Source organism: Shigella sp. FJ200513, from assembly GCF_040495915.1.
In the GTDB taxonomy this organism is placed as follows: domain Bacteria; phylum Pseudomonadota; class Gammaproteobacteria; order Enterobacterales; family Enterobacteriaceae; genus ECMA0423.
In genome coordinates, this window is the sequence record NZ_JBDYCV010000098.1 from 1 (window position 1) to 13097 (window position 13097).

Here is a 13097-nt window from a genome sequence, read left to right on the forward strand (position 1 = left end):
CTTCAGGGAAAAATATCATCAGATGGCTGCTTAAAAAAAGAACAAATGGTAGTGTCCGCTATTGCCAGTACACCTCATTCATTGAGAAAACTGATGCTACTGTGTCAACGATCCGTTATCAGTGCAGGAAAATGCCTGTTAGCGTAAAAGCAAAACACAAATCTATCCATGCAAGCATTCACCGCCGGTTTACTGGCGGTTTTTTTCGCCGTCATAAAAATCAGGCCCCTTGTACACAACTGTAACAAGGGGCCGGTTAGGTGAGGGATTATCTCCGTTCATTAGTCATCCCATTTGTGGCTGAAATACGCGGCCAGAAAACCAGAAAATAAAATTATTCCCAGTACGGCCATAAAAACATTCATATTACCCAGCATTATTTGCCTCCGTTTATGGTGTGGTGTGTTTCCTCGCTTACCTTAATTTTCATCTCAATGAGAAAGATATTAGCAGAGATAACCTAAACGAAGGCTGAATTAAATTTTTATTGTGTTCGACTTAAATCAACAAAGCGCGGGCTGCCCCCACGGTCTTGCACGAATCCCTTTTAACATCAGCACCCACGCAGCAATGATCACCAACGCTAAGATGACAAACAGCGAGGAAGGCGGCAGGCTGGTTAGCACTACGCCACTCACTAATGGGTTAATCGCGGCACCAAGCCAGCCTAAAGACTGGGCGGAAAAATAGCTGGCTTTCATTCCTGGCGGCGCAATATGGTCAATCAACATATACTCGCCCGGCGCATAAATGATTTCACCGACAGTAAATACCGCAGCTGACATACCCCACAATAGCAGGTTGTTGCCGGAAAAAATAAAACCGACCAGTCCGATGACGAAACAGAGGGTGCCTGCTGTCATCAGCGCGCGGATGTTAGCTGGGTTAAGTCGGCGGCCCACGGAATATTGCAACGTAACCACCATGGCAGCATTCACCGGAAGAACAACCGCGACCACCTTTTCGGCAAAATCCCCATCAGCAATCACCATCACATATTGTGAAATGCATGAAGCAAATGCGCCGCTTACAAAAGAAGCCAGAAAACCAGAGCAGGTAAACCACAACAGTGCTTTATCTTGTAATAAAACTTTCGGCGACCAGACACTGCCTGTTTCCGTGGCGATGATTTTCTCGCTGCGCTTTACCCATATTTGAATGAAAAGCATGGGAAACGCGGAACAGATAGCTGCCAGCCAAAAGGGCAGATTGATGCTCTGCATCACCAACAGCGTGCCGAGCGGCGGACCGATGGTCCAGCCAATGTTTAGCATGGTGTAGTTGATTGAGAAGATTTTCGTTTTGCTGGTGGACGAAAGATTGTCGGCAAACCAGGCTTTCAGCACGGTAGCAAAAACAGAATAGGCGCAGTTAATGAGGGCAAAAAAGAGCACAACCAGCGTCACGTTATTCACTAAAGGAATGGCAATAAAACCGCTGGCGAAGGCGGTAATTGCCAGTAACATATAGCGTTTCTTGTCGAACTTATCCGCCAGGATACCAAAACCGAGGCTAAAAACGACGCCAATAGTGAGCGCAATTGTCATCGCATAACCGATTAGATCGACACTCAGGCTGTACTGGCGACTCAAGTAAATGGTCATAAATGGCAGCGTAGCCATGCTATTTCTTTACATCTCTAAAATAAAACATAACGAAACGCACTGCCGGACAGACAAATGAACTTATCCCTACGACGCTCTACCAGCGCCCTTCTTGCCTCGTCGTTGTTATTAACCATCGGACGCATGGCAAAAATCCGAAGTATAGCGACTTATTTGCGCATTAATGCCGTCGTAACCGGCGACTAACGAATCAACTGTTAAAGAAAAGTAAATTCAGCTAAGTTGATTGCTTACAAAAGATGAAATTCAGAGGCGGTAGAATGTCGCGAAAAGATGGGGTGTTGGCGCTACTGGTAGTGGTCGTATGGGGGCTAAATTTTGTGGTCATCAAAGTGGGGCTTCATAACATGCCACCGCTGATGCTGGCCGGTTTGCGCTTTATGCTGGTCGCTTTTCCGGCCATCTTTTTTGTTGCACGACCGAAAGTACCACTGAATTTGCTCTTGGGGTATGGATTAACCATCAGTTTTGCGCAGTTTGCCTTTCTGTTCTGCGCCATTAACTTTGGTATGCCTGCTGGACTGGCTTCGCTGGTGTTACAGGCACAGGCGTTTTTTACTATCGTGCTTGGCGCGTTTACTTTCGGGGAGCGACTGCATGGCAAACAATTGGCGGGGATCGCCTTAGCGATTTTTGGCGTACTGGTGTTAATCGAAGATAGTCTGAACGGTCAGCATGTGGCGATGCTCGGCTTTATGTTGACCCTGGCTGCAGCATTTAGTTGGGCGTGTGGCAACATCTTCAATAAAAAGATCATGTCGCACTCAACGCGTCCGGCGGTGATGTCGCTGGTAATCTGGAGCGCTTTAATCCCAATCATTCCCTTCTTTGTTGTCTCGCTGATTCTCGATGGTTCCGCATCCATGATTCACAGTCTGGTTACTATTGATATGACCACCATCTTGTCGCTGATGTATCTGGCGTTTGTGGCGACAATTGTTGGTTATGGGATCTGGGGGACGTTACTGGGACGCTATGAAACCTGGCGGGTTGCACCGTTATCGTTACTGGTGCCCGTAGTCGGACTGGCAAGTGCGGCACTATTGTTGGATGAACGCTTAACGGGTCTGCAATTTTTAGGTGCGGTGCTCATTATGACCGGGCTGTATATCAATGTATTTGGCTTGCGGTGGCGTAAAGCGGTAAAGGTGGGAAGTTAATAAGCCCCGAGATGTCGGGGCCAGAACAAACTACATAGCGTGTTGATTATAATAGGGCACGCCGAGCGCATCCGACTTATCACTGCCAGTACCCATGTGATTTAAATCAAACGGTGGTTGTTCCTGCGATGGGGGAACAACCACGACATTGGCACAAGAAGTAACAACTGGCTGCGTGGTTTGTTCCGCAACGCTCTGCGCGGAAAAGAGAATAAGCGCAGCTGCTATTGCGGATGAAAGTGGTTTCATGATTGCCTCAGTGACGTTGTCACGTTATCAACTAGCTGTTGTAATGATTTAATGGATGTAAAAAGCGCGATTCGCCCTGCATATTGGTCATCCGGTATTTATGCGGCGGAACATCAAAGTAATTTTTGAAGGTTCGGGTCAGAGTTTGTTGCGACTCGAAGCCATATCGTTCTGCCAGATAGAGTATCGGCTCGTTACTTTCCTTCAGCTTTTGCGCGATTTCCGTCATCTTACGGCTGCGGATGTATTGGCCTAATGAATGACCGGTTTCTTTTTTAAACATCCGTTGCAGGTGCCATTTGGAGTAACCCGAACGCTCTGACACTTTCTCCAGTGACAGTGGCGATTCCAGGTTGTCCTCGATCCAGTCCAAAATGCTATGAATGGTAATAGCGTCAGTATTGCGTCTGGACATCGTCATACCTCTTTTTTGTTTACGGCAGGACTTTCTTAAGCAAATGCTCAAGTGTTGCAACTTCGTCCGCCGTCAGGTTTTTTGTTAATTCTTGATGCAGGTCCTGGCCAACTAATTGATGGCATTGTTCGCATATTGCCGCGCCGCTGGTGGTAAGTTTTACCAGTACGCCGCGCTTATCATTCGGGTTCGGCAACCTTTCAACCCAGCCTTTACAGACCAGGCGATCCAGCATACGGGTCAGTGCTCCCAGGTCGACCGACAACACTTTTTTCAGTTCAACCGGAGTAATACACGCCGCGCAGCGGATAGAGCAGAGCACCTTAAACTGTGCCGCGGTAATATCCAGCGGAGACAGATACTCGTTAAGCAGACGATCTTTCTTCTGATTAACCATATGGATTAAGCGACCCAATGGAATAATTTCATTGAACAGATCGCTGGTACTTTTCACATTAGTTGCCTTGGCAAGTAATTAGTTGTAGGGGGTAATATTGCCCAGGCAAGTATAAGTCAAATGAATTGACCGATGCCACGTTTTGCTAAATCGGTTCAAGTTTTGGTCAATGCGATGCAAGGTTAGCTAAAGAGTGACACTTTATCCTTGTTTACCCCTTATACTTTTCGCTGATAACCCAGATACACAGGATAACAACCACCAATGTTAGATTTGTTTAAAGCAATTGGCCTGGGGCTGGTGGTGTTGCTGCCGTTAGCTAACCCATTAACAACTGTCGCGCTATTTCTTGGCCTGGCAGGCAACATGAACAGTGCCGAACGTAATCGTCAGTCGTTGATGGCCTCGGTGTACGTATTTGCCATCATGATGGTGGCGTATTACGCTGGGCAACTGGTGATGGATACATTTGGCATTTCGATTCCCGGTCTGCGAATTGCAGGCGGCTTAATCGTCGCGTTTATCGGTTTTCGGATGCTTTTTCCGCAACAGAAAGCGATTGATTCACCGGAGGCGAAAAGCAAGTCGGAAGAGCTGGAAGATGAACCCAGTGCCAATATTGCCTTTGTACCACTGGCAATGCCAAGTACCGCCGGTCCGGGAACCATAGCGATGATTATTAGCTCGGCGTCCACAGTGCGTCAGAGTTCAACCTTCGCTGATTGGGTACTGATGGTTGCGCCGCCGCTGATCTTTTTCCTGGTGGCGGTTATTTTGTGGGGAAGCCTACGCAGCTCCGGCGCAATTATGCGGCTGGTGGGCAAGGGTGGCATTGAAGCGATCTCCCGCCTGATGGGGTTCCTGCTGGTATGTATGGGTGTGCAGTTTATTATTAACGGCATCCTGGAAATCATTAAAACGTACCATTAAAAAAGGCCCGAATGGGCCTTTCAACTATTGCGTCTGTTCTTCGAGTGTCACTGGCCAGCGGCGAAATATAATGATTGACCATATTAACGCAGCAAAAGCAGGCACCGCGCCCACATAACCAATCATCGACATTGACCAGTGCAAACTCACCTGATTACCTACCAACGCACCCGCCCCGATTCCAATATTAAATATGCCGGAGAATAGCGCCATCGCGACGTCGGTAGCATCTGGTGCCAGCGCCAGCACTTTAACCTGCATACCAAGCCCGATGATCATCATCGCGATCCCCCAGAAAATACTCAGCACCCCGAGGTGTATTTCACTGTTCGCCGCAGGTAGCAGCAGTGCCAGACACACCAGCAACAGCGCAATCGCCGTACTTACCAACGCAGACGCATATTGATTACCCAGTTTACCGAAAATCACGCTGCCAATAATGCCCGCACCACCGAGTAATAACAGTAATGCCGTGGCAAAGTTGGCGCTGAATCCCGCAATGTTTTGCACAAAAGGCTCGATATAGCTGTATGCCGTGTAATGGGCGGTGACAACCACCACAGTTAACAAATAAATGCTCATCAATGCCGGGCGGCGGAACAATAGCGGGAGGCTTTTCAATGAACCGGAATGCTCACTAGGCAGTAAGGGAAGTAACTTAATCAGGCACAAAAGGGTAACAAGCGCCCCAATACCAATCGCGAAGAAGGTCATTCGCCAGCCGAAATACTGCCCCACAATGCGCCCGAGCGGTAAACCTAAGACCATCGCCAGTGCTGTACCGGTGGCAATTAAACTCAAGGCCTGTGCCCGCTTCCCGGCCGGAGCCATACGGATCGCCAGAGACGCCGTAATCGACCAGAAAATCGCATGTGCAAAAGCCACACCAATGCGACTGATCACCAGAACGGTAAAGCTCCACGATAAAAACGACAGTACGTGGCTGGCAATAAACACCACAAACAGGCAGATCAGTAATTTGCGCCGTTCAACCTGACTGGTCATTAACATAAAAGGCAATGACATTAGCGCTACTACCCATGCGTAAATGGTCAACATGATGCCGACCTGAGCGGTTTGCATGTGAAAACTTTGCGCAATGTCAGAGAGCAGGCCAACAGGGACAAATTCGGTGGTGTTGAAGATGAAGGCGGCGACTGCCAGCGTAACGACCCGTAGCCACGCCACTTTGCGGGAAACAGTGTTTGTTGTCATAACAGATTATCGGGTGAGTTGCGAAAAAGTGATGAAATGATCTTAAAACGGTTAATGATGTGAATACAATGCATTTGTGATCTGGATCGCGTTTTCCGTTTCTCTGACGCTGATTCTGTTCCGAGTCAGAGAGTCGGTAACATCACGGTTTAATGACGTTCAGGGAGGTCTGGCGTTTTGGCGGTTGCGGGTATAGGTGGTCTGACAGGGGAGCGAGGCCTGTTTTTCACCAGGTCTTCGTGAGTAACTTTTGGCGGCGTTTCATTTTTTACAAACAGTTTGAGGGTCCTGCGCGCCATATGTTTGATAATTTTATCATCACTTAATGATGCTGGCATCAACACGTCATTCAGATCACTTTCATTGGGATTCATAAATTGGTGATAGTGCAATAACATATTGGCGAAAAATAAAAACAAGTCCTGAAAATGAGGAGATTCTTGTTCTGCTAAAAGGGATAAGAAGCAGATGCAGACTTCGGGTTGTACATGTTTGTTAGAACCTAATGAATCCATCAGGCTTTGCAATAAATCCTCTTTTAATTCGCTGTCCGTTATGTCGAGAATGGCGGTGATCAAGTTAGGATCTTTATTGACGAACCATCTGTGAACCTCAGAGTTATTCCATAATCGGGGGAGTATGACAAAATTACCGCGAGAGATAAAATTCAGGACAAGCAAATCAAACTGGCGTAAGTAATCTGCAGCGGTATGGTGATCCGGAGGCAGGGGTTCAATATGTGGTGTATGCGCTCTTTTGATGGGGGCGCCAAGGTTGATCATTGGAAATTGTTCAATAAAATCATTCATAAACAGAAAGAGCACACGCTCGACGCCGGTCTGAAATACGCGCCCCATAGTGACAGGCTTTGGGTTGGGAGCGCAAAAAATATTAATTTCTCCATCATGGCGAAAATTATCTAAATAAATAGGGCTTAAATTTATTACTACCTGAAATTCAATATTTTCTTTGTGTCTTCCATTCTTGACAGGATAAGTGAGTTTAAAGTGAACCTTTTCATTGTATAGTGTGTCGTTACCCCGAAAAGAAGTCCTCTGAATATATGATAAGTTATCAAGGTTGTTAAATATCTTTTTTGTGGCTGAGTTGGTGTTTAAAGACGTGCGCCACTCTTCATCACATATTATGGTACTGAGTGCATCAATAAAATCCTTTAAAACTTCTTTTACTTGAGGTGCAATATTACGAGCGGGAAAATCATCAGGAAGAGATATGTAATTGCAGATGCTTACTGGCGTAACCATATTTGCCCCATATAGTCATAAGTCATCGGAACATCACTATATAGGGCATTTGAGCTGCAAGAACTATCAAAGGCAGGTGATGCGTGGCGCTGTTCCCATCATTCTTGCAGGTAACGGCTACTTACTTAAACATGCGCCGAATGTGATGGGCTGTGCTCAGCTCATTGCCCAAGTGTTTAAAGATGCGGGAATCCCGCAAGGCGTATATGGCTGGCTGAATGCCGACAACGACGGTGTCAGTCAGATGATTAAAGACTCGCGCATTGCTGCTGTCACGGTGACCGGAAGTGTTCGTGCTGGAGCGGCACTGAAAAAATGCGTACTGGAACTGGGCGGTTCGGATCCATTTATTGTGCTTAACGATGCCGATCTGGAACTGGCGGTTAAAGCGGCGGTAGCCGGACGTTATCAGAATACCGGACAGGTTTGTGCAGCGGCAAAACGCTTTATTATCGAAGAGGGAATTGCTTCGGCATTTACCGAACGTTTTGTGTCAGCTGCGGCAGCCTTGAAAATGGGCGATCCCCGTGATGAAGAGAACGCTCTCGGACCAATGGCTCGTTTTGATTTACGTGATGAGCTGCATCATCAGGTGGAGAAAACCCTGGCGCAGGGTGCGCGTTTGTTACTGGGCGGGGAAAAGATGGCTGGAGCAGGTAACTACTATCCGCCAACGGTTCTGGCGAATGTTACCCCAGAAATGACCGCGTTTCGGGAAGAAATGTTTGGCCCCGTTGCTGCAATCACCATTGCGAAAGATGCAGAACATGCGCTGGAACTGGCTAATGATAGTGAGTTCGGCCTTTCAGCGACCATTTTTACCACCGACGAAACACAGGCCAGACAGATGGCGGCACGTCTGGAATGCGGTGGGGTGTTTATCAATGGTTATTGTGCCAGCGACGCGCGAGTGGCCTTTGGTGGCGTGAAAAAGAGTGGCTTTGGTCGTGAGCTTTCCCATTTCGGCTTACACGAATTCTGTAATATCCAGACAGTGTGGAAAGACCGGATCTGACGCGACATATTCAGCTCTGATATACTCGCAGGTCTTTTCAGACCTGCGGTCCAGGAGTAGAAAGTGGCAGTCGCCATGGATAATGCAATTTTAGAAAACATCTTGCGGCAAGTGCGGCCGCTCATTGGTCAGGGTAAAGTCGCGGATTATATTCCGGCGCTGGCTACAGTAGACGGTTCCCGATTGGGGATTGCTATCTGTACCGTTGACGGACAGCTTTTTCAGGCCGGAGACGCGCAAGAACGTTTTTCCATTCAGTCTATTTCCAAAGTGCTGAGTCTCGTTGTCGCCATGCGTCATTACTCCGAAGAGGAAATCTGGCAACGCGTCGGCAAAGATCCGTCTGGATCACCGTTCAATTCTTTAGTGCAACTGGAAATGGAACAGGGTATTCCGCGTAATCCGTTCATTAATACCGGTGCGCTGGTGGTCTGCGATATGTTGCAAGGGCGACTAAGCGCACCACGGCAACGTATGCTGGAAGTCGTGCGCGGCTTAAGCGGTGTGTCTGATATTTCATACGATACGGTGGTAGCGCGTTCCGAATTTGAACATTCCGCGCGAAATGCGGCTATCGCCTGGCTGATGAAGTCGTTTGGCAATTTCCATCATGACGTGACAACCGTTCTGCAAAACTACTTTCATTACTGCGCTCTGAAAATGAGCTGTGTAGAGCTGGCCCGGACGTTTGTCTTTCTGGCTAATCAGGGGAAAGCTATTCATATTGATGAACCTGTGGTGACGCCAATGCAGGCGCGGCAAATTAACGCGCTGATGGCGACCAGTGGTATGTACCAGAACGCGGGGGAGTTTGCCTGGCGGGTGGGACTACCGGCGAAATCTGGCGTTGGTGGCGGTATTGTGGCGATTGTTCCGCATGAAATGGCCATCGCAGTCTGGAGTCCGGAACTGGATGATGCAGGTAACTCGCTTGCGGGTATCGCCGTCCTTGAACAATTGACGAAACAGTTAGGGCGTTCGGTTTATTAATGCAGTCTCTCGATCCACTCTTCGCGCGTTTATCCCGTTCAAAATTTCGCTCTCGCTTTCGTCTGGGCATGAAAGAGCGTCAGTATTGCCTGGAGAAAGGCGCGCCAGTCATCGAACAACATGCGGCGGATTTTGTCGCTAAACGTCTTGCTCCGGCATTACCGGCTAATGACGGTAAGCAAACCCCCATGCGCGGGCATCCGGTGTTTATCGCTCAGCACGCCACCGCGACCTGCTGTCGCGGTTGTCTGGCTAAGTGGCATAACATTCCGCAGGGTGTTTCGTTAAGCGAAGAACAACAACGTTATATCGTGGCGGTAATCTATCACTGGCTGGTTGTATAGATGAATCAGCCATGAGAATTGCGGAAAACGATAAAATAGCATTCCCAGGGTACCTTTATTTGCCGCCGCTGTTAGCGAACATGCTATCCTTTATGAGAATTTACTTATCACGTTGAGATAATTGCCACCCGCAATTGTATGGACAGATAATTAATGCATGTACACCCCATTTCAACTTTCCGTTTGTTCCAGGAAGGTCATCTGCTACGTAATAGCATCGCTATTTTTGCGCTAACCACGCTGTTCTATTTTATTGGTGCAGAGTTACGGCTGGTTCACGAACTTTCTCTTTTCTGGCCGCTGAATGGCGTAATGGCGGGGGTGTTTGCCCGCTATGTCTGGCTTAATCGACTGCATTACTATGCGATCAGTTATGTGGCGATGCTGGTTTATGATGCCATAACCACCGAATGGGGACTGGTTTCACTGGTTATCAATTTCTCCAATATGATGTTTATTGTTACCGTCGCCTTACTGGTCGTGCGGGATAAGCGTCTGGGGAAAAATAAGTATGAGCCAGTAAGTGCTTTACGGCTATTTAATTACTGTCTGATTGCCGCATTATTATGCGCTATTGTCGGGGCGATTGGTTCGGTCAGTATTGATAGTCTGGATTTCTGGCCTTTGCTTGCGGACTGGTTCAGTGAGCAATTCTCAACGGGCGTGTTGATCGTGCCTTGTATGCTGACGTTGGCTATTCCTGGAGTGCTGCCGCGCTTTAAAGCAGAACAGATGATGCCCGCCATCGCGTTTATTGTGTCGGTTATTGCCTCGGTAGTCATTGGCGGAGCGGGGAGTCTGGCGTTCCCGCTGCCTGCATTAATCTGGTGTGCAGTGCGCTATACGCCGCAGGTAACATGTCTGTTGACCTTTGTCACCGGTGCGGTGGAAATCGTACTGGTGGCAAATTCGGTGATTGATATCTCGGTCGGTTCGCCGTTCTCCATTCCGGAAATGTTCTCCGCACGTCTCGGTATTGCCACGATGGCGATATGCCCAATTATGGTTTCTTTTAGCGTGGCAGCGATCAATTTGCTAATGAAGCAAGTTGCGCTGCGAGCCGACTTTGATTTTCTGACTCAGGTTTACTCACGGTCCGGTCTTTATGAGGCGCTGAAAAGTCCATCGCTGAAACAGACACAACATCTGACGGTCATGCTGCTTGATATCGACTATTTCAAAAGCATTAACGATAACTATGGACATGAATGTGGCGATAAAGTGTTAAGCGTGTTTGCCCGGCATATTCAGAAGATTGTCGGTGATAAGGGGCTGGTGGCGCGCATGGGCGGCGAAGAATTTGCTGTTGCAGTGCCGTCGGTGAATCCTGTCGATGGTCTGCTAATGGCGGAAAAAATCCGTAAAGGCGTTGAACTGCAACCATTCACCTGGCAACAAAAAACGCTTTATCTCACGGTAAGTATTGGCGTCGGTAGTGGTCGCGCATCGTACCGAACGCTGACCGATGATTTTAATAAATTGATGGTCGAAGCCGATACGTGTCTGTATCGCTCGAAGAAAGATGGGCGCAACCGTACCAGCACTATGCGTTACGGTGAGGAAGTTGTCTGACATCTTTATTCATTCCGCGCGATTTGAATGCAATGTGTTCTACCACTTTATGATCCAGGAAAAGGCGTATTTCCTCGATTAAACCATGATCCGCGCCACACTTTTCTCATAAAACTGCTCATTAATCATCAGGAGTTGATCAAAACAGGGGTTCGGCGTATTAAAGTTTGCTAACCTGTCGCACCAATTCAAACGGGTTGTATGACTAATCAGAAGGGAACCCATTGTGAAAACACTAAATCGTCGCGATTTTCCCGGTGCACAGTATCCAGAACGTATCATTCAGTTTGGTGAAGGTAACTTCCTGCGCGCCTTTGTTGACTGGCAAATCGATCTCCTGAATGAGCACACCGATCTGAATTCTGGCGTGGTCGTTGTTCGTCCGATTGAAACTTCATTCCCGCCGTCACTGAGCACGCAGGATGGTCTGTACACCACCATTATCCGTGGCCTGAATGAGAAGGGGGAAGCGGTCAGCGACGCGCGTCTGATTCGCTCGGTTAATCGTGAAATCAGCGTCTACAGTGAATACGATGAATTCCTGAAACTGGCGCACAACCCGGAAATGCGCTTTGTTTTCTCTAACACCACCGAAGCGGGTATCAGCTACCATGCGGGCGATAAATTCGATGACGCGCCAGCGGTAAGCTATCCGGCAAAACTGACCCGTCTGCTGTTCGAACGCTTTAGCCATTTCAACGGTGCGCTGGATAAAGGTTGGATCATCATTCCGTGTGAGTTGATTGACTACAATGGCGACGCGTTGCGTGAACTGGTGCTGCGCTATGCGCAAGAGTGGGCACTGCCAGAAGCATTTATTCAATGGCTGGATCAGGCTAACAGCTTCTGTTCTACGCTGGTGGACCGTATCGTTACCGGTTATCCGCGCGATGAAGTGGCTAAACTGGAAGAAGAACTGGGTTATCACGATGGTTTCCTCGACACCGCTGAACACTTTTACCTGTTTGTGATTCAGGGGCCGAAATCCTTAGCGACTGAGCTGCGCCTGGACAAATATCCGCTCAACGTGCTGATTGTTGACGATATTAAACCGTATAAAGAACGCAAAGTGGCAATCCTCAACGGTGCGCACACCGCGCTGGTGCCGGTGGCGTTCCAGGCAGGGCTGGATACCGTAGGTGAAGCGATGAACGATGCTGAAATTTGCGCATTCGTTGAAAAAGCCATCTACGAAGAAATTATTCCGGTACTGGATTTGCCTCGTGATGAACTGGAATCTTTCGCCAGTGCAGTCACCGGGCGTTTCCGTAACCCGTACATTAAGCATCAGCTGCTGTCTATCGCGCTCAACGGTATGACCAAGTTCCGCACCCGCATCCTGCCGCAGCTGCTGGCAGGGCAGAAGGCAAATGGCACACTTCCGGCGCGCCTTACTTTCGCATTAGCGGCATTGATTGCGTTCTATCGTGGTGAGCGTAACGGAGAAACATATCCGGTACAGGACGATGCACACTGGCTGGAACGTTATCAGCAACTCTGGAGCCAGCATCGTGACCGTGTTATCGGTACCCAGGAACTGGTAGCGATTGTGTTGGCAGAAAAAGACCACTGGGAGCAGGACCTGACGCAAGTGCCTGGTCTGGTCGAGCAGGTTGCTAATGACCTGGATGCGATTCTTGAAAAAGGGATGCGCGAAGCTGTACGTCCGTTGTGCTAATAACACCGTTACTTCTGAACCCGGTTTCGACCGGGTTTCTTATTTCACTATGTTAGTTACAACATCCTATATTCCTTTATCATTAACAGGTGTCACATGCAGCGCCTGTTAATGTTGTAAGCTTGACATATAGGAAATTGAAAAACTAAGCGATACCCCTGTCCGCGCCTTATGCCACGTGAGCTTTTCTGCTTTTCCCTCCACTCCGGTGTTTTCTCTCTCTGCATGGTCGATTCTTATAC

At 48.3% G+C, this 13097-nt stretch carries 12 protein-coding genes and 5 pseudogenes; 9 read left to right on the forward strand and 8 right to left on the reverse strand.

The window, feature by feature from the left end; all coding sequences use genetic code 11:
• Positions 1-245, forward strand: a pseudogene (locus tag ABZJ92_RS17105) (hypothetical protein); the annotation flags it as partial.
• Here the strand turns inward: ABZJ92_RS17105 and mgtT are convergent.
• The 3 genes and pseudogenes from mgtT to ydeE form a co-directional block, all read right to left on the reverse strand.
• A pseudogene (gene mgtT / locus ABZJ92_RS22505) lies at positions 238-282 on the reverse strand (protein MgtT); the annotation flags it as partial. The pseudogenes ABZJ92_RS17105 and mgtT overlap by 8 nt on opposite strands.
• Positions 282-377: a protein MgtS gene (gene mgtS / locus ABZJ92_RS17110; RefSeq protein WP_000901367.1), complete on the reverse strand. Its 96-nt coding sequence runs from the start codon at positions 375-377 to the stop codon at positions 282-284. The gene mgtS and the pseudogene mgtT, both read right to left, overlap by 1 nt.
• Before the next feature lie 126 nt (positions 378-503).
• A pseudogene (ydeE, locus tag ABZJ92_RS17115) lies at positions 504-1619 on the reverse strand (efflux MFS transporter YdeE); the annotation flags it as partial.
• Between the two features lie 60 nt (positions 1620-1679).
• Here ydeE and ABZJ92_RS22510 point away from each other — a divergent pair.
• Positions 1680-1781 (forward strand): annotated as a pseudogene (locus ABZJ92_RS22510) (hypothetical protein); the annotation flags it as partial.
• Positions 1782-1885: 104 nt separating this feature from the next.
• The gene (gene eamA, locus ABZJ92_RS17120) at positions 1886-2785 is read left to right on the forward strand and encodes an O-acetylserine/cysteine exporter (RefSeq protein ID WP_000087224.1); all 900 of its coding nucleotides are present in this window, start codon (positions 1886-1888) and stop codon (positions 2783-2785) included.
• A 30-nt stretch (positions 2786-2815) separates the two neighbouring features.
• On the opposite strand, the gene marB is transcribed toward eamA, so the two are convergent.
• Genes marB through marR form a run of 3 tightly spaced genes read right to left on the reverse strand, consistent with a single transcriptional unit; the run spans position 2816 to position 3903 of the window.
• Positions 2816-3034, reverse strand: coding sequence for a multiple antibiotic resistance protein MarB (marB, locus tag ABZJ92_RS17125; RefSeq protein WP_000803661.1), 219 nt, complete (start codon positions 3032-3034; stop codon positions 2816-2818).
• A 31-nt stretch (positions 3035-3065) separates the two neighbouring features.
• Positions 3066-3449, reverse strand: coding sequence for an MDR efflux pump AcrAB transcriptional activator MarA (marA, locus tag ABZJ92_RS17130; RefSeq protein ID WP_000091199.1), 384 nt, complete (start codon positions 3447-3449; stop codon positions 3066-3068).
• A 19-nt stretch (positions 3450-3468) separates the two neighbouring features.
• Complete coding sequence (gene marR, locus ABZJ92_RS17135) at positions 3469-3903, reverse strand: multiple antibiotic resistance transcriptional regulator MarR (protein WP_000843419.1); 435 nt, start codon at positions 3901-3903, stop codon at positions 3469-3471.
• A gap of 207 nt (positions 3904-4110) precedes the next feature.
• Here marR and marC point away from each other — a divergent pair, with 207 nt between their 5' ends.
• Positions 4111-4776 carry an NAAT family transporter MarC gene (gene marC, locus ABZJ92_RS17140; protein ID WP_000885033.1) on the forward strand — a complete coding sequence of 222 codons (666 nt, stop codon included), beginning with the start codon at positions 4111-4113 and terminating at the stop codon, positions 4774-4776.
• 24 nt (positions 4777-4800) lie between these two features.
• On the opposite strand, the gene ydeA is transcribed toward marC, so the two are convergent.
• Entirely contained in the window at positions 4801-5991 is a 1191-nt protein-coding gene (gene ydeA / locus ABZJ92_RS17145) for an L-arabinose MFS transporter (RefSeq protein WP_000210809.1), read from the reverse strand.
• Between the two features lie 149 nt (positions 5992-6140).
• Entirely contained in the window at positions 6141-7256 is a 1116-nt protein-coding gene (yneK, locus tag ABZJ92_RS17150; protein WP_025745391.1) for a putative protein YneK, read from the reverse strand.
• Between the two features lie 73 nt (positions 7257-7329).
• On the opposite strand from yneK, the pseudogene ABZJ92_RS17155 reads away from it, so the two are divergent.
• The 5 genes and pseudogenes from ABZJ92_RS17155 to uxaB form a co-directional block, all read left to right on the forward strand.
• A pseudogene (locus tag ABZJ92_RS17155) lies at positions 7330-8271 on the forward strand (aldehyde dehydrogenase family protein); the annotation flags it as partial.
• Positions 8272-8334: 63 nt separating this feature from the next.
• A complete protein-coding gene (gene glsB, locus ABZJ92_RS17160; RefSeq protein ID WP_000257419.1) occupies positions 8335-9261 on the forward strand; it encodes a glutaminase B in 927 nt (308 codons plus the stop codon).
• Positions 9261-9605, forward strand: a complete 345-nt coding sequence (locus tag ABZJ92_RS17165; protein ID WP_001191025.1) for a DUF4186 domain-containing protein — start codon at positions 9261-9263, stop codon at positions 9603-9605. The genes glsB and ABZJ92_RS17165 overlap by 1 nt, the downstream gene beginning before the upstream one ends.
• A 153-nt stretch (positions 9606-9758) precedes the next feature.
• Positions 9759-11177, forward strand: a complete 1419-nt coding sequence (locus ABZJ92_RS17170) for a sensor domain-containing diguanylate cyclase (RefSeq protein ID WP_000558037.1) — start codon at positions 9759-9761, stop codon at positions 11175-11177.
• Between the two features lie 226 nt (positions 11178-11403).
• A complete protein-coding gene (gene uxaB / locus ABZJ92_RS17175; RefSeq protein WP_000854633.1) occupies positions 11404-12855 on the forward strand; it encodes a tagaturonate reductase in 1452 nt (483 codons plus the stop codon).
• Positions 12856-13097 lie beyond the last annotated feature (242 nt).